General features: G+C 42.4%; 14 protein-coding genes. 4 read left to right on the top strand and 10 right to left on the bottom strand.

Going from position 1 to position 16891, the window contains the following annotated elements; translation table 11 throughout:
• Positions 1–2: 2 nt before the first annotated feature.
• From FO442_RS00545 to FO442_RS00530, 4 genes are all read right to left on the bottom strand, one after another.
• A complete protein-coding gene (locus FO442_RS00545; protein WP_144331184.1) occupies positions 3–857 on the bottom strand; it encodes a hypothetical protein in 855 nt (284 codons plus the stop codon).
• Positions 858–1322: 465 nt separating this feature from the next.
• Positions 1323–1904, bottom strand: a complete 582-nt coding sequence (locus tag FO442_RS00540) for an RNA polymerase sigma factor (RefSeq protein ID WP_144331183.1) — start codon at positions 1902–1904, stop codon at positions 1323–1325.
• 160 nt (positions 1905–2064) lie between these two features.
• Positions 2065–3036, bottom strand: a complete 972-nt coding sequence (locus FO442_RS00535; RefSeq protein ID WP_144331182.1) for a cytochrome-c peroxidase — start codon at positions 3034–3036, stop codon at positions 2065–2067.
• A 44-nt stretch (positions 3037–3080) separates the two neighbouring features.
• Entirely contained in the window at positions 3081–3854 is a 774-nt protein-coding gene (locus tag FO442_RS00530; protein WP_144331181.1) for a class I SAM-dependent methyltransferase, read from the bottom strand.
• Positions 3855–3922: 68 nt separating this feature from the next.
• Here FO442_RS00530 and FO442_RS00525 point away from each other — a divergent pair, with 68 nt between their 5' ends.
• Positions 3923–6025 carry a S9 family peptidase gene (locus FO442_RS00525; RefSeq protein WP_144331180.1) on the top strand — a complete coding sequence of 701 codons (2103 nt, stop codon included), beginning with the start codon at positions 3923–3925 and terminating at the stop codon, positions 6023–6025.
• Entirely contained in the window at positions 6018–7076 is a 1059-nt protein-coding gene (locus FO442_RS00520) for a DUF4421 family protein (protein ID WP_144331179.1), read from the top strand. The genes FO442_RS00525 and FO442_RS00520 overlap by 8 nt, the downstream gene beginning before the upstream one ends.
• Positions 7077–7102: 26 nt before the next feature.
• On the opposite strand, the gene FO442_RS00515 is transcribed toward FO442_RS00520, so the two are convergent.
• The 6 genes from FO442_RS00515 to FO442_RS00490 all read right to left on the bottom strand — a co-directional run bounded on the left by FO442_RS00515 (position 7103) and on the right by FO442_RS00490 (position 13229).
• Complete coding sequence (locus tag FO442_RS00515) at positions 7103–8359, bottom strand: pyridoxal phosphate-dependent decarboxylase family protein (protein ID WP_144331178.1); 1257 nt, start codon at positions 8357–8359, stop codon at positions 7103–7105.
• Between the two features lie 77 nt (positions 8360–8436).
• Positions 8437–8892, bottom strand: a complete 456-nt coding sequence (locus FO442_RS00510; protein ID WP_144331177.1) for a hypothetical protein — start codon at positions 8890–8892, stop codon at positions 8437–8439.
• On the bottom strand, positions 8889–9680 hold the full coding sequence (locus FO442_RS00505; RefSeq protein WP_425459990.1) for a (Fe-S)-binding protein: 792 nt from the start codon (positions 9678–9680) through the stop codon (positions 8889–8891). Before FO442_RS00505 ends, FO442_RS00510 begins: the two co-directional genes overlap by 4 nt.
• A gap of 61 nt (positions 9681–9741) precedes the next feature.
• Positions 9742–11070 (bottom strand): 4Fe-4S dicluster domain-containing protein, encoded by a 1329-nt coding sequence (locus tag FO442_RS00500; RefSeq protein WP_144331175.1) that lies wholly within the window; start codon positions 11068–11070, stop codon positions 9742–9744.
• Positions 11071–11079: 9 nt separating this feature from the next.
• Positions 11080–12117 (bottom strand): MlaD family protein, encoded by a 1038-nt coding sequence (locus FO442_RS00495; RefSeq protein WP_186279802.1) that lies wholly within the window; start codon positions 12115–12117, stop codon positions 11080–11082.
• A gap of 5 nt (positions 12118–12122) precedes the next feature.
• Positions 12123–13229, bottom strand: a complete 1107-nt coding sequence (locus FO442_RS00490) for an N-acetylmuramoyl-L-alanine amidase family protein (RefSeq protein ID WP_186279800.1) — start codon at positions 13227–13229, stop codon at positions 12123–12125.
• Positions 13230–13591: 362 nt separating this feature from the next.
• Between FO442_RS00490 and FO442_RS00485 the strand changes: the two genes are divergently transcribed.
• On the top strand, positions 13592–16174 hold the full coding sequence (locus tag FO442_RS00485; protein WP_144331172.1) for a putative LPS assembly protein LptD: 2583 nt from the start codon (positions 13592–13594) through the stop codon (positions 16172–16174).
• A 73-nt stretch (positions 16175–16247) separates the two neighbouring features.
• Positions 16248–16823 carry a YqgE/AlgH family protein gene (locus FO442_RS00480; RefSeq protein ID WP_144331171.1) on the top strand — a complete coding sequence of 192 codons (576 nt, stop codon included), beginning with the start codon at positions 16248–16250 and terminating at the stop codon, positions 16821–16823.
• The last annotated feature ends 68 nt before the right edge of the window (positions 16824–16891 follow it).

Below are 16891 nucleotides of genomic sequence, written 5' to 3'. Positions count from 1 at the left end.
AATTAGAACTTCGCTCTGTAGTGGCGTTTTCCAAATTTCATCGGTCCGCTTCTGGAAGAAGACTTATACGTAATATTTCGTGTCACCATGATATTCACATACAGGAACGCATCTTTCTGCTTATCCCCTCTTTGACTACCTGGATTGAATGCTGAAGGTGTGTTGGAAGGATTCGACAAATACGCTGCCTGAGGTCCGTAAGACGCACCGATAATGGCAGGATCATAATATTCACCGTGCACATCATCAATATAATCAGAGAATGTTTTTACATAACATGCTTCCAAACCAACTCTCCACATCCGGTTGATTCCCATTCTGAATCCGACACCAAGAGGAACCGTGGCCGTAATCCGTTTGTACTCTGCAGGTCCACCGGGAAGTCCCTGACCTTCCGTATGCATGCTTTGCAAATTAACCCAGCCTCCCTGATACAAAGCCTTTGGATTGTAATACATCAAACCAATACCACCGATCAGGTACAATTGCTCATTGTGATCCGTAAATCCTCTTAGTCCCGGTATATTATACCTGCGACCAATTTTCTCATTTGCCAGAACAATGATTTCAAACCGCTGACTCAACATTGCAAAAAATGAGCGGAAAGAAAGATTTCTCATGTTTCGGAATTGTTCTGAAGTCAATGCATCATTACCGCGCAGCATACCAAGGTTCACCATGGTAGATGTCGCATAATAAGGATGAAAGCGATATCTGAACGATAAAGACCCCCCAATGTGAGTTGAATTGAAATCAATGTCTTTTAAACTATAGTCCGTACCTATTTGATTTGCTCCACCCAAGTCTCCCAAGAAACTGGTTGCTCCAAGACCGATAGAAATTTCTTTCTTGTTCATCGCCCAATTTCGCTGAGTGTTGAAATTTGAACTTTGCGCAAGTGAAACTGTTGAAACTATAGATAAAATAGTTAGAGTTATGTACTTCATTCTAAAAATTTATGTTGTAGTAGATTCCACGATGCTAAATTAAGGTTTTTATATCACAGCCACCTAAAAATTTTGTTGCTTTTTTTTAAAATGACATTGTTAATGAACAAGTAACCGGTTTTATTGAATGGATTTTTCACAAATCCAAAAAAAACACAAAAAACCACCCGTCAAATATAATACAATACCCGACCTTTAAAAAGGGGCTATTTACCTCATAAATAATTCTTTGACTTTCATCGTCTCCCTCTCGAAAGGACTTATAATGATATCATTATTTCCTAAAAATCACCATCAATCCCCAAACCTGTCATATGAATGGAACTGCCGGAAAAAGACAAAAAAAAGACCTTCCATCCGGAAGGCCCTTTGCTTTTAAGCTGCGTATCTGCCTAAGAAATATTCTCTTAGTTTCTCCAATGCCCTGAAAGTTTTCACTTTCGCATTGTTCTCTGTGATACCGATTGTTTCTCCGATTTCTTTAAAACTTAATTGTTCAAAAAACCGCATTTCAATCAATTTTAATTGCTCTTGTTTTAATTTTTGCATTGCCGATAATAACAAGGATCGATTATGCTCAAACTCTTGGTTATCAAAAAATAACGTATCGAAAATTGGAATCTGAACATGCTCCATAGAAACAGTTCTCTTCGATTGCATTTCCCGATAGGACTGGTACAATTCGCTCTTGGCAATTCTGTAAAGCCATGAACCGAACGGTACACCGCGGTCTTCATACTTCGATAAATTTTTGATCGCTTTGATAAAGACTTGCGAAGCGACATCGTGGGCTTGCTCCGGGTCTTCCATGCGTTGTTTCAAATAGCGAAGTATCGCATCATAATACTTGCGGTACAAAGGTTCGAATCTTGCCGGATCCTCCTTTGCCTGCATCACCCATACTTGCTCCTCCTGGAGAAGTTCCGGTGACTGGTGGAAATAGACATTAATTGCCATGGTATATTTGGATTTTGGGTTTGCATAATTTATTGCTTGGGTATAACTAATATAACGGGATATTTTTCAATTTATTATCAAATATGAAAAATGCGAGTGCTTTTTTAACAGTTTTTCGACGAATAAGACAATTAATCCTATCAATTAAGTAGAATTATACCTAATTCACTCCCGATGTATCAACCAATGTCTCGAGAAAAGAACACAACTGATTGATTTCCAAATCAGTTAATGAAAACCGCTGTATTATAGCAGATTTGTTCGGATGATCCGCCCCCCCATTTGAATAATGGAGGATCACTTCTTTTAGTGTTTTCATACTCCCATCATGCATGTACGGAGCAGTTAAGGATACATTACGCAGACTCGGAACTTTAAAGGTTCCTTTCTCTTTCTCTTCCCCGTTAATCCGGAATCTTCCCTGGTCTGTTCCGTAATCTCTGTAAAGTCCGTTACTAAGCACCCGGTAATTCGTGAAGTCAGGTGCGGGATGACATTTCGTGCAGTACAATTTTTCGGAAAACAACTTCCAGCCTGCCAGTTCGTTGGCATTAAGCGCTGTCTTCTCTCCTGCCCTGTAACGATCGAACCTGCTGCTCCGGCTAATCAATGATCGCTCATACGTGCTGATTGCACGCGTAACAACGTAAGCGTCCAGTTCCCGGTTGAAAATGGATTTCGCAAGTTCCCTGTAGCGGGAATCTTTGGAAAGTTTTCGGAGGACCTCTTTCATCGAACTTCCCATTTCCCGGTGATCCTGGATCGGGACAAGGACTTGTTCTTCCAGGGTCTTTACTTCTCCGTCATACATATACCTTTTGAAATACGAACTATTGAGAATACTCGGTGCGTTCCGCATGGCAAGGGCGCCGTTTACTCCCTTGCTCTTAGGTAAACCGTCTGTAAATGCTTTGTCAGGTCTGTGACAAGTTGCACAAGACATCTCGTTATTTCGGGATAAGCGTTTATCAAAGAAAAGCCTTTTGCCAAAGGCGATTTTTTCAGCGGTGATCGGATTATCTTTGGGAAAAGGAATTTTTGAAAACACTGTTTTTTCTTCCGGACCAGAACAATTCCAACCGATAAGAATGATCAGTAGAGCACCAAAAAACACGCTTTTATTGAAATTCATAACACCTTAACTACTAAGTTACTATGAAAAAAGAAATCAAGCTGTTATTTTTTTCTTACAATATACAGCAATTCGCTTTTCATCAGCCGGAAACGCTCGATTTCTTCGTCTGAAATGGGATGGTTCGCAAACGCTATTTCTACTTCGAAACCGGCTTTCTCAAGCCACTGCGGATAATCCCTTCCAAACAGGCGAACATGGTCCTTTTGCCAGAAATGTTTTTCGCGTTCTTCAGGGGATGTGATACTCCAATCTTCGTAGGTTTCTTCCCGGTTCATGTCTTGCGGGACCTGCATAATTCCCCATGCGCCGGGAGCCATTACCCGGTGCAGTTCTTTCATACATTGTAACGCGTCGTCTACATGTTCCATTACGTGATTACAGAAAACCACATCAAAGCGGTTGTCTTCCAGTGGAATCTGGTGCAGATCAAAATGCAGGTCTGCAATCGGTGAGACCAGGTCTCCGGTTAAATAATCCAGATTTGACTGCTTCTGAAATTTCTTGTGAAAGCATTGTTCCGGCGCAATGTGAAGCACCTTTAGTTGATCTGCAGTAAAAAAATTACTTTCTCTTTTAAGGTAGAGCCACATCAACCGATGTCGCTCCAACGTAAGGTCATACGGACAAAGTACATTCTCCCGGTGTGCAACATCCGATCCATAAGACAGGAACTTCCTGAATTTTCGTTCACATACCGGACATTCAACCTTATTTCCCTTGTAAATCACAGGCGCAAAGAACTTAAAGATATAGCTCAAACGGATTAAAAGCGGCCTGGGTAATTTATTCAGAAGAAATTTATATGCTTTTTTCATGAAAACAAAGTTAATAAACTAGCGCAACCGACCCACAATTCTTCAAGGAGTTCTCTTAAATTTGTAGCATGACGATTTTTATCCGGTTATTCTTATTGATCTCATTTACTCCATTTATCGTGAATTCACAAATACAACTTCTTGCTCCCGTTGCCCGGGAAATCCCCAAAGAACTGATTAAACACAATCACGTAAGAATTGATCCGTACTTCTGGATGAACGAACGCGATTCCAAACCGGTACTGGATTACATCGCCGAAGAAAACAGCTATTCCAATGCTTTTTTTGACAGGAACCAATCGTTGGTAACTACTTTTTTAAAGGAATTCGACGGACGGATCAACCCGGAAGAAACCAGTGCTCCTTTTGAGATCCAGGGAAAAACCTTTCAATGGCGGCAACTAAAGGACAAAGATTACAGGCAACTGATCCTGATGGAAGGAAAAAAGGAAACTGTATTCTTGGATGAGAATGCATTGGCGGAAGGGCACGAATATTATTCCTTAGGAGATTTCTCCCTTTCTCCGAATAACGAACTGATCGCTTTTTCCCAGGACAAGATCGGCCGACGCAATTACACGATCTCCTTTCGAGAAAACAAAAGCGGAAAAATTCGGAAAGAACAAATTCCCGGAACCGATGGAAGTATTCTCTGGGCGAATGACAATCAAACGGTTTTTTATGTCAAAAAAGATCCGGTCACACTTCGTGAATTCCAGGTTTATAAACACGTATTGGGAACCGACGGTTCGAAGGACGAATTGGTATTCGAAGAACAAGACGAACGTTTTTATACGTATATCACTAAAACGCTGGATAAACAATTTATCCTGATTCATTCCGTCAGCAGTACCAGCTCTGAAACGTGGATGATCGAAGCAGATAAACCGGCGGAAAAGGCGCGTTGTTTCCTGAAAAGAGAAAAAGACCATTTGTATGAGGTCAGTCACCATGAAACGGGATTTTATATTTTGACCAATAAAAACAGCCCGAACAGGAAACTGGTATTCTCGAAAACCATTCCTGCTTCTATTGAACGTTGTGAGGTATTGATTGCCCACGACGAAGATACTTACCTGGATGACGTGGAAGTTTTTAAGCATTTTCTGGCTGTTCAATCACGAAAAATGGGAAGAACAGAAATTTCTGTCGGGAACCTGGATGCAACGGACTTTTCAAACATATCCTTACCGGAAGAGGTCTACGAATTGAATTTCAGTTTCAACGAGAACTACGAATCGACGGTTGTGAATTACCACTACACATCATTGACCAACCCGAGTTCCATTTATAAATACGACGTAAAAAATAAAACAACCCGTTTATTCTTCCAGAAAACACTGATCGACCGGAATTTCCGTTCAGAAAATTATATTTCCGAACGGATCTGGGCCACAGCAAATGACGGACAGCAAATTCCGATCTCTGTTGTTTACAAAAAGGGAATTGATTTGAAGAAGGCGCCGCTTCTGCTTTACGGTTACGGAAGCTATGGCGTGACAATTCCCGCAGCTTTTTCAGCAACCCGCATCAGCTTACTCGACAGGGGCTTTGTCTTTGCGATTGCCCATATCCGCGGAGGGAAATTCCTGGGAGAAAACTGGTACCAGGACGGAAAACTAAATCACAAGCGAAATACCTTTACCGATTTCATCAATGCAGCTGAATGGATGGCACTGAAGGGGTATTGCGACCCGAATTCCATTTACGCACAAGGTGGAAGTGCCGGCGGTTTATTGATGGGAGCTGTAACCAATATGGCTCCTTACCTGTTTAAAGGGGTAATTGCACAGGTTCCGTTCGTAGACGTGGTTACAACGATGTTGGACGAAAGCATCCCGTTGACTGTAGGCGAATATGAAGAATGGGGAAACCCGAATGAAGAAAATCCGTATTGGTATATGTTGAGCTATTCTCCCTACGACCATGTGAAGAAAATGAATTACCCAGCCATGTTGATTACTACGGGGTATCACGATTCACAGGTCCAATACTGGGAACCCTTAAAATGGGTGGCAAAACTGAGAAAAAACCATACGGGAACTGCGCCGATCTTGTTTGATTGCACCATGAGTGCCGGACATGGCGGCGGTTCAGGAAGATCAACTGAACGACTGGAAGTTGCAAAAGAATTCGCATTTTTGTGTTCCATACAAGGTATAAATGAGTAAAATTTGGTTTCTCATATCGTTTTTAAGTGTATTTGCAATTGGCGCTCACAGCCAGGAAATGGATAGCTTATTGCCGTATCAGAAATACAAAAATCGCTTGGTCCTGTATTCGGATTTTGGATGGAGTACCGCACCGATGTCCATTTCCTATCCCTTCACCCAGGAAATCAAACACGTCAAATTCAGGAATAACTTTAATCCTGTACTGGGTTTTGGTTTTTCCTACAAATGGATGTCTTTGCGATTCGGGATTACCTTACCGAATTCTGTCCGTTCCAAGAATAAATTCGGGAAGACCACGTACTATGACCTGGGTTTTGACTTCAGTTTCAAAAACATGTACTTTGATGTTGACTGGCATTTGTACCAGGGATATGCCATGAAAAATGCAGACCGTTGGAACGATACGATCAGTCCGGATGAACCGAACCTGATCCGGGAAGATATCAATGCTGCCAGTTTCTCCATCAATGCCTGGCAATTCTTTAAGAACGATTTCAAAATGGCGGCTTTCAAAGGGAAAACAGCTTCTTATCACCGGGATGTGAGAACATTCTATTTAAAATATACCACAAATTACTACGGAATTTCTTCTGCTCAACCTATTCTCCCGATAGAATTACAGGACACCGCAGAAAGCAAAACTTCCGCAAGTGTGATCGGGGCTTTTGATGTGGGAGTCGTTCCCGGCTACGCCTATGTACGCAGGTGGCGGATTTTCCAAATAGGGATCATGGGCGGATTGGGATTGGTGCTGCAATCCAAGATTTACACATTCGAGGGTACAACCCGGAGCTTTCTTGGACTTGCTCCGCGTGTGGATTTCAAAATTGTTGGCGGGATCAACAAACCGAAGTATTTTATCATGTTTGTGAGTGACTTCGACAACAAATCGATTGCATTTAATGATTTCTCGTATAAACAAACCTACTACAACCTGCGAATTGTAGGAGGAATCCGCTTAAATGTGAGCAAGAAAAAAGAAGCACGGGAAGCGGCCGAAAAAAAAGCGCAGGATGAAGCGGAAAAAGAAAAACGGAAAAACCTGTAATCCGTCTATCCACATCTAAATAGCACTCAAATAAGTTGTAAATCGGATACTTCCAAAAAACGCTTCGAATCCAGTTCTTCCAGAAAGAATTCCAGCTTTTCAATCGTAACATGCTCCATTACCACAATTTTCAGCCAGGAAGGACGATGATGGTCATCCGGGACCAATCCGAATGGAGTTACCAGGTCATCCGGAACCTCTGATGCCTCCAAGGTAATGATGTTCGAAAGCGGAGAACGATAATAACTGATCTTGCGTTTATCCAGCTCTTTGGCCAACCAGGAAGCCCTCCGTTCAAGAGTCGAACATTTCTCAAACCATTCATGTCTGCCATAAGCTGAAAAAATCAACCAGATTGCTATTGCATTGGCTCCCGAACGGCTTCCCGAAATCGTACAATCGGCTCCGGCAACATACGATGCTGCGTCTGTTTGAGCATACTTCATCCATCCCTTTCGGATCAGGAAAATCCCCGTTCCGTAAGGTGCCTGCAATAGTTTGTGCGCATCCATTGTAAAGGAATGAATATTCGGATGGCGGAAATCAATGGTGTTTGATTCGTCAATCAGTGGAGCATAAAACCCGCCGTAAGCCGCATCGATATGAATCCTGAACTCAAACCCGTGATTTTGCATTAACTCTGCATATAGATCTGCGTCATCTATCGAACCGAACATAGTCGTCATCATATTACTGACAACAATGAGGCACTTCACTCCTGCTTGCTTCAACATGGAAAGTTTCTCTTCAGCAGCCAAACGGTCAATCTTGCGTGTTTTTTCTTCCACCGGTAATAAAACGCACCGGACCTGGAACATGTTTCCGGCTTTTTGCATGCTGTAATGACTGTCTTCACTGCAAACAATTGCAATCTCGGATAAAGAAGCCCCGTGTTCATACATGAAATAATTGCGGTAAATCCAAATGGCCTGTAAATTCGCTTCTGTGCCTCCGGATGCAATGTACCCGTCTACGGAATGAGGAGCTGCACACAAAATATTCTCAGCGCAAATGCGGATTACTTCCCGCTCCAATCCTTGAGTTCCTTCAAAATAAGATTCGGAATCACCCAAAGTATGACAACCAATGTGATTCGGATTTTGAACAAGTGTAAACAAATAAGGAGACTCTCTGACAAAACTGATTTCTTCCGAAAAGACCTTCGAATCAAGTTGGGTTCCCGGAATTCCCAAAATAGAACCATCCCGGTAATTCACGTTGCCTTTTAAGGCTCCAAAAACGCGTTGTTTGATTTCCGTTTCTGACTTTCGTTTCCATTCCATAACTGCAATTTCATGCAAAGTTTGGAGAAAAGCACCGGAAGAAAACTGACCTGGATCAGCTTATTTAATTTTTAACGTTATTGTTGAGAAATGATCTTTTTTACGGGGGATTTCCAGAAATTCTTGAATTCACCTACATTGCTGACCGTGTTATTAAACACAATGGTCTCTTCCGGTAAGCGATCCAAGTCGGCATAATCGACATACTTGAACTGACCATCAGATAACGTGAGCATTTTTAACCGGTTGAAGAATGAAATCCCCAATTCTTTCTCTAATTGTTTGATAAATCGAACGGAAGTATCGATAGAACATCCCGAAGCATTGTGTGCACTTTCGTCCACTGCCAAAATGAGGTGTGCGTGATTCATGACTTCTCCGTAAGCTTTCAATTTCGTTCCATGTGCGGCCCATTCTTCGAGAAAAGGTCCCAATTGCTCATGGATCCATTGAACTTCGGTATCCGTCAACAGGCGATCTGACTGGTAAGACCACAATTTTGCCTGATCTTGCAAGGTATCAAAAGGAATCATAATTCAGCTGCATTTGCGATCAACTCTGCCACGTCCAGTACCTGGATCTCATTTTCTTTATTGAAGTTCTTCACTCCATCCGTCATCATGGTATTGCAGAACGGACAGCCGGTAGCAATAATCGAAGCCTGTGTTTCCAATGCATCTTCCGTGCGTTCTACATTGACTTCCTTGTTGCCTTTTTCAGCTTCTTTGAACATCTGGGCACCACCGGCACCACAGCATAAGCCATTGGATTTACAACGTTTCATTTCCACCAGTTCCGCATCGAGTTTTTCGATCAAAATCCGGGGCGCTTCATACACATCGTTTGCCCTTCCCAGGTAACACGGATCGTGGAAGGTAATTTTCTTTCCTTTGAATACACCACCACCTTTCAAAGACAATTTACCCGAATTGATTAATTCCTGGATCAGTTGCGTATGGTGAATAACTTCGTATTTTCCTCCCAATTCCGGGTATTCGTTCTTTAAAGTATTGAAACAATGCGGGCAAGCGGTTACGATTTTCTTGATTTCATATCCATTCAAAACCTGGATGTTCATCATGGCTTGCATTTGGAAGGTAAATTCGTTTCCTGCACGTTTTGCCGGATCTCCGGTACAGGATTCTTCTGCACCCAAAACCGCGAAGTTCACTTTGCACTCATTCAAAATGCGAACCAATGCTTTGGTGATCTTTTTAGCCCTGTCATCAAAACTCCCCGAACAACCAACCCAAAACAAAATATCCGGGGTTTGTCCCTGTGCCATCATTTCGGCCATTGTCGGTACGTGTATCGTGCTCATAATCTTTTCTATTATTGTTCAAATGTTGAAAAGTTCAAATGTTGAAATTACTTCTATAACATTAGTCTTCATGGATCCAGTTTCCTCTGTCTGCCGGAGAGAACTGCCATGGAGCTCCGTTATTCTCGATATTTGTCAACATCCCTGTCAACTCTGTCGGCATTTTGGATTCTTCCATTACCAGGTATCTTCTCAAATCCACGATAATCGCCAGCGGATCAATATTTACCGGACATGCTTCAACACATGCATTGCAGGATGTACAAGCCCATACTTCTTCTTCTGAGATGTAATCAAAAAGCAAGGATTTTCCGTCTTCGTAATCTTTTCCGTTCTTGCGTTTTCCGTCAGCCAGTTCAACCATTCGGTCGCGCGTATCCATCATGATCTTACGCGGTGACAATTTCTTGCCTGTAATATTTGCCGGACACGATGCTGTACAACGTCCGCATTCGGTACAGGTATAAGAATCCATCAGGTTTTTCCAGGTCAAATCGGTAATGTCTTTTGCACCGAAGCGCTGTGGAGCACCTTCAGGAGCCGGAGCAGCAAACGGATCTGCCGTCGGATCCAGCATGAGCTTCACCTCGTTGGTAACTGCTTCCATATTGGTGAACTTTCCTTTTTTCTCCAGGTTGGAATAATAGGTATTCGGGAATGCCAATAAAATATGGAAATGCTTGGAATATGGCAGGTAATTCAGGAATGCCAGTACCATGAACCAGTGTCCCCACCAGCCTATCCTTTCCAAAACAAGCAATGTTTCCGTGCTCATTCCGCCAAAAATATGCGGACCGACCCAGGAAGAAATAGCAAAGCCAAAAGTACCTGCTTCATGAGCCGCGTGTGATGCTCCTCTCAAATACAAAGCCTCATCCGCCCCATTCATCGTGAAAATACAGCAAACCAAAATTAGCTCCATTACCAGGATCAGGTTTGCATCAAAAGTTGGAAAACCTTTCATTTCCGGTTTTTGGAAACGAGCCAGTTTCAAAATATTTCTTCGTGAAAGGAAAGCAATAGTTGCAATGAGCGCTGCAACGGAAAGTACTTCGATAATGGAAATGACAAGCGTATAAAAACCTCCCAGCGAAGCCATGAATGCACGGTGAGAACCGGATATTCCATCGTAAATAATCTCGATCAGTTCTACCTGGGTGATCACAAACGCCACGTAAATTCCCAAATGCAGAATTGCAGGAATGGGTCTTTTAAACATTTTCTTTTGGCCAAGTGCCACCAAAGCCATTGTTTTCCAACGCTCGCCCGGTTTGTCTTTCCGGTCAGTGTCTCTCCCCATTAAAATGTTGGAACGAATTTTTAAGATGTTCACTCCGAACCATCCGAATCCGACAATCAGTAATACACTAAAAATAATCGCAGCAATCATAAACTGTTTTTAATCAGGGATAGAATCTAATAAGGTACGTAATTTTTTCTCATCACCGGTAGTAATCGGAACACCTTTTGTTTTTGCACCGAATACTGAGAAGTGAATGTATCTTTCCGGATGTTTTTCCAGGTCCTCCACCAGGTTCTGAAGACTCTTGTTGGTCTGTACCAATTCATTGTACAATTTTTCGTCTTTCAGCAATTTACCGAGCGTTCCGTTACCGGCTTCGATCGATGCGAACGTAGCATTCAGTTTTTCGATTGTTGCATTCGCATTGGTAATTACCTTCTTGAAATCAGCTGTCACCAGGTCGTCCGAAACTTTCTCGAAATTCCCAAGAATTTTGGAAACCTTGTCATTGGAAGCTTTTAAGTTTCCAGTGATTGATTCCACATTATTCATAATGCGGCTCAGTTTCACTTTTTCAGTAGCCACCAATCCTTCGACATCGTTTGCAATATTTCCTAATTTTTTAAACGTCATTTTCAATTCTACCAGTGACTGTCTGATCTCGGAAGTAGCCGTTGTATCCCAGAACCCCTTCAACGAAGTGATGGTTTTATCCACATTCACTACCAGCGCCGAAACTTTTTGAAGAACCGGGTTGGCATAGGATTTCAATTGTCCGAACATGTCCAGCTGCACTCTTCCCTGGATCGCGTCTTTTTCCGTATAGTATCCTTTCGAGAGATCATCCCCCATGAAGATCAACAATCCTTTATTTAACAAATCCACAGACCCTGTTTCAATAACAGATGATTTTGGAATTTTCAGATCGTCATCCTGGATAGTAAACACCATCTTCACTTTTCGGGTAGAATCTCCCTTGGCATTGTAATCAACGGAAATAACTTTTCCTACGATCACCCCGTTTACGTAAACCGATGTGGATGCACTGAGCCCTCCGGCATTTGGGAAATAGGCGGTATACTTAGAGTCTCCTCCAAAAAATGAATAGCCTTTCAAAAAATTAATACCGGTAACAAGCAACCCGATCGCCGCAATAGCAATCAAACCTGCCTTAACTTCTTTTTTGATCTTCAAAACTTTTATTTTTCTGCTAATTTAATAGCTTTTTCCAAACTAATACGCTCTCCATTTTGAAAAGCTACCACAAAAGCATTGGGAAATTCCTTTTGTCTTAGTTCGTTTTTATAGGTATTGGCTGCATTGAAATCATCCACAAACTCACCTACGGTATACTTATACAATTTATCCTGCTGATACTCAAATACTTCATGCTTTTTAAACCGACTGGAATTCGCGGCAATTTTCGTTTCGGAAGTTTCGATTTGTACCCGGAAAACGACCTGGTCTTTGAAGTCCTTTTTTTCAACAACGGAATTGTCCGCAATTTCCTGCGCGCCTCTTGTTTTGTAATCCACTCCCTCTAATTCAGCCTTATACTTTTCAAAAGCGGTGAACATGGCTCCCGCCATTTTACTCTGTCCTTCGGAATCAGCTAAAAACTTTTCCTCGTCCCGATTGGTCAGGAACCCGGTTTCAATCAGTACGCTCGGCATGGTCGTTTTATACAAAACCAAAAATCCGGCTTGTTTCACGCCGCGGTTATAACGCCCGATGGTTTTAAATTCGTCCTGCAGTTTATCGGCAAACAGGATGGATTGATCCAAAAAGACGGAAAGTTGCAACTGTCGTGCAATAATCGCATCCGGGGACATGTCGAAGTCCTTGTATTTCTCTCCCTTGTCTGCTTCCAGGTAAATAGTGCTGTTTTCACGGTCGGCAATCTTTGCCTGTGCATCCGTTTTGTGCAATCCCAGCACATAGGTTTCAGTTCCGTAGGCGGTGGCAGAAGCAGAATTTGCATGAATACAAATAAACAGGTCTGCGTTTGCCCTATTGGCAATCTTTGCACGGTCGTCCAACTCTACAAAAACGTCTTTATCCCGTGTAAAAACCACTTTAATTTCAGGGTAACCCTCCTTGATTTTCCGGCCCAATTCCAAAGCCATTGCCAAACAAACATTTTTTTCGTGCGCAGAAGAGCCGTGACAACCCGGATCTTTTCCTCCGTGCCCCGCATCAATAACGATGGTTTTGATTGTTCCAAGCGGTTTACTATGGATTACCCGTTCCTTTCCCTGAAAGCCAAAGAGCATTACAAACGGAACTGCAAATGCAATCCATCGCATCCATTTTAAACTATTTTCTAATCGGTTCATATTGTAATCTATCGATTCCTGAATAAAAGTAATGCCCTTTAACCTGCAATCTTCACACCAAAGTGGAAACTTATCTATAATAAAATGTTGAAAAAACGGTTACACCCCTAAAAACGCCATTTCTGGCGCGGCTTTTGTATAAAGGCTTTTTTTAACAAAGGAAATCGGAGGGTTTAAATCCACGCAATGAACACGAATAAATGTAGGTGACCGGTGTAAAAACTTATTAATCTGCAAAATCAGCGAGCTATGCGTAACAAAAGAATGTAGTTACATTCTTCGTGAACCAAAACCATCGGATTTTCGTAGCTTTGTCACCGTTAATACAAGCATTGAAAACAAAAAAAGGCTTCTTCCTTATTTTTTCTGCTGCGATCAGGACCCTATCCTGCTTGCTGATTTGTATTTCCTTCTCTTTTGCATTTGCTCAGGACAAGCAAAAAGACAGTATTCTTTCCGACACTTCCGCCCAACGGAAAATCTACATCAACGACACGGACTTTAAATCCATCATTACCTATTCTGCGCGGGATTCCATTTATTCGGACCTGAAAAAGAAACAAGTTCATTTATACGGTGAAGCTAAATTGAATTACGAAGGGATTGACATGTCTGCGGAATACCTTCTGATCGATCTCAATAAAAACGAAGTGCTGGCAACTTTTCTGGAGGATTCTCTGGGAAGAAAAGTCGGAAAACCACTATTCATTGATAATGGCGACACCCTGAAAGCTGCATCCATCCGTTACAACTTTGAAACCAAAAAGGGCTACATCCAGGAAGCTGCCATCAAACAGGACGAATATTACCTGTCGATGGAAAAGGCAAAACGGCAGCCCAACGAAGATGTGCATTTTGTCCATGGAAAATTCACCACCTGTAACCTGGAAGAACCGCATTATCATTTCGCTCTTTCGAAAGCAGTCATGGTCCCTGATAAACGCATTGTTTCCGGACCGATCAACTTATGGGTCATGGGAGTTCCTACTCCACTTGGGCTTCCCTTTGCCATGATCCCTTTGAAAAAGAAGAAAGAACGGCAAAGCGGCTTCATTATGCCTCAATACTCGATCATTTCAGCATATGGAATGGGATTTTTGGATTTGGGATATTACATCCCGATTTCAGAACGTTTTCAAACCATTGTTTACGGCACAGGATATACCCGGGGAAGTTTTGGCTTCAGAAATTATTCCGAATATTCTACCCGCTACAAATACAATGGAAACTTCGATTTAGGCTATACCCGCTTCCGTTACGGCTATCCGGATTCAACTGTTTTCAGTACAACAACCATCCGCTGGACGCATAACCAAGACCCGAAATTGAATCCCAATTGGTCGTTCACCGCAAACGTGAACTACAACTCCAATTCAACCAATAAACAAACACTCAACACACAAAACAACCCGCAATACTTCAACAACACCCTGAACTCGGATATTCGTGTAGGGAAACGCTTCGGTTCACTTCCGATCTCTGCGGACCTGAAACTAAGCCTGAGACAAAACTCCGCGACCCATATCATCGACCTCACCTCTCCTATTTTCAACTTCCAGACAACCAACCGGATCTTCCCTTTCAAAAAGGTCAACAAACTGGTTGGTATCAGCTATTCCAATGAAATCCAGAACCGCTCTTCTTTCAAGGACACCTATTTGAAAAACGGGCAATTCGACAGTATCGGACACAATTTCAGGAATGGGCTCACTCAGAACTTCAATGTGCAGGCTACGTTCAGTATGTTGAAAAATACGATCAGAATCACGCCGTCGGCAACCTATAAACAGATTTACAACTTTCAAACTATCCGAAAAACCGTTGTGGATACCAGCAACCTAAGTGATGCCGTCCTGATTGACACTGTTGGGATCGGAGGGTTTACGCATTCCTTTAACTCCAGCATTTCCCTGACGAGTAATTTATACTCCTATTATCGTTTTGTCGGTAAGCGAAAAACCGTGTTGCGTCATGTCATGACCCCAACCATCTCATTCAATTATGCTCCTGCCATTCAACAGGGAATAAAAAGTTATACCGACACAATCAACGGTGTTGCCAGGGAAGTGCGCTACAGCATGTTTGAGCGAAGCCTCTATTCCGAGTACCTGACACAATCTTCGGGAAGAATTATCTTCGGATTAAACAACAGTTTTGAATTGAAGCAAAAAAGTGACAAAGATACCGTGACCGGGTTTAAGAAAACACGCTTGATAGACAACTTCTTTTTGAACACAGATTACGATATTTTCAAAGACTCCATGAACTGGGGAGATTTGACTATGCGCATGGTGATTAACCCGAATGAATTCATAAACCTGACCATTACAGCCAATCACAGCTGGTACGGCTGGAACGATACAACAGGTCTGATCAAAAAAGAATATGCACTTCGGACAAAACAGGGAATCGGACGGATAAAATCCGCCCAATTTGCCACGACCTTGATCCTAACAACCAAAAAGAGCCGCGATCGCTTGCAAAAGATCTCCAACGACATGTCAAATGTCTGGAATCCGCAATACCAGCAATGGATCGTGAATCCGAACCAACTGGTTTATTTTGAGATTCCGTGGAAACTGACCGTAGACCACATTTTCGCACTTAATTTAAATTCCGACACCGCTACCTACCGGGAAAAGCGTTATTTGCCTACGAATACGGTGACACTCAACGGAGATGTGAACCTGACTCCAAACTGGAAAATCGGCGCCCGGATGATGTACGATATCGAACAGCGTGCAATCAGTAACTTCAACATCAACCTGTACCGAAATATCCACTGCTGGAATGTCGTTTTCAACTGGACACCTATCGGGACGAACAAAAGTTTTACAATCGGAATCAGGGGCAATGCCGCTATCCTGCAAAATGCAAACATCAATATCCGCAGACCACCTATTGTTCTTAACTAATTATTCAAAATCGTCGGAAATTTCCTTTTTCAACTAAAAAAAAGGTTGTATTTTACCTAAAAAATGAACTGCGTTGATTCCCTTACAAATAAATAAGCAACCAAACCCTGCAAAAGGAGATTTGCTTCTTTCGGAACCCTTCCTGATGGACAGTAACTTCTCACGCGCCGTGATTTTACTCTGCGAGCACCATGAAGAAGGGAGCTTCGGACTGATTTTAAACAACACCCTGGAAATGGAGATCAATTCGGTTGTAGCGGATTTCCCGGAAGCCAGGATACCGGTCGGATTCGGCGGCCCGGTGGAACGCAACCAGCTATTCTACATGCACCAGAACAAAGCAATCGAAGGATGCGTTCAGATCGGCAAAAACGTATACCTGGGAGGTGATTATGCAGAGATCAAAAAACAGATCTCACGCAATGAAATGACTCCTGAAAACCTCCGGTTCTTTATCGGATATACCGGTTGGGGTGCCGGACAACTGCAAAAAGAAATCGATCACCTGAGTTGGGTCGTAATGAAAGCTCCGGACGACCTGAACATTTTCCAGGCTTTCGACGACGATCTTTGGCGCGATTTACTGGCACGATTGGGAGGGAAATATAAATTAATGGCGGATTATCCCGTAAATCCGGCTGACAACTAGCTGGAAAAAGCTTATCTTTGAAATAAGTTCAAGGAATGTTTCAAGAGTTGAAAAGTTCAAATACTTGC

The sequence above is a fragment of the Fluviicola chungangensis genome, from assembly GCF_007558725.1.
Taxonomy (GTDB): domain Bacteria; phylum Bacteroidota; class Bacteroidia; order Flavobacteriales_D; family Crocinitomicaceae; genus Fluviicola; species Fluviicola chungangensis.
The sequence above is the reverse complement of the archived record's forward strand: the minus strand, read 5'-3'. Positions and strand labels throughout refer to the sequence as shown.

Bases quoted from the DNA above. Each gene is read 5' to 3' on its own strand.
- FO442_RS00545 (WP_144331184.1), bottom strand. From the start codon at position 857: ATGAACAAGAAAGAAATTTCTATCGGTCTTGGAGCAACCAGTTTCTTG.
- FO442_RS00540 (WP_144331183.1), bottom strand. From the start codon at position 1,904: ATGGCAATTAATGTCTATTTCCACCAGTCACCGGAACTTCTCCAGGAG.
- FO442_RS00535 (WP_144331182.1), bottom strand. From the start codon at position 3,036: ATGAATTTCAATAAAAGCGTGTTTTTTGGTGCTCTACTGATCATTCTT.
- FO442_RS00530 (WP_144331181.1), bottom strand. From the start codon at position 3,854: ATGAAAAAAGCATATAAATTTCTTCTGAATAAATTACCCAGGCCGCTT.
- FO442_RS00525 (WP_144331180.1), top strand. From the start codon at position 3,923: ATGACGATTTTTATCCGGTTATTCTTATTGATCTCATTTACTCCATTT.
- FO442_RS00520 (WP_144331179.1), top strand. From the start codon at position 6,018: ATGAGTAAAATTTGGTTTCTCATATCGTTTTTAAGTGTATTTGCAATT.
- FO442_RS00515 (WP_144331178.1), bottom strand. From the start codon at position 8,359: ATGGAATGGAAACGAAAGTCAGAAACGGAAATCAAACAACGCGTTTTT.
- FO442_RS00510 (WP_144331177.1), bottom strand. From the start codon at position 8,892: ATGATTCCTTTTGATACCTTGCAAGATCAGGCAAAATTGTGGTCTTAC.
- FO442_RS00505 (WP_425459990.1), bottom strand. From the start codon at position 9,680: ATGAGCACGATACACGTACCGACAATGGCCGAAATGATGGCACAGGGA.
- FO442_RS00500 (WP_144331175.1), bottom strand. From the start codon at position 11,070: ATGATTGCTGCGATTATTTTTAGTGTATTACTGATTGTCGGATTCGGA.
- FO442_RS00490 (WP_186279800.1), bottom strand. From the start codon at position 13,229: ATGCGATGGATTGCATTTGCAGTTCCGTTTGTAATGCTCTTTGGCTTT.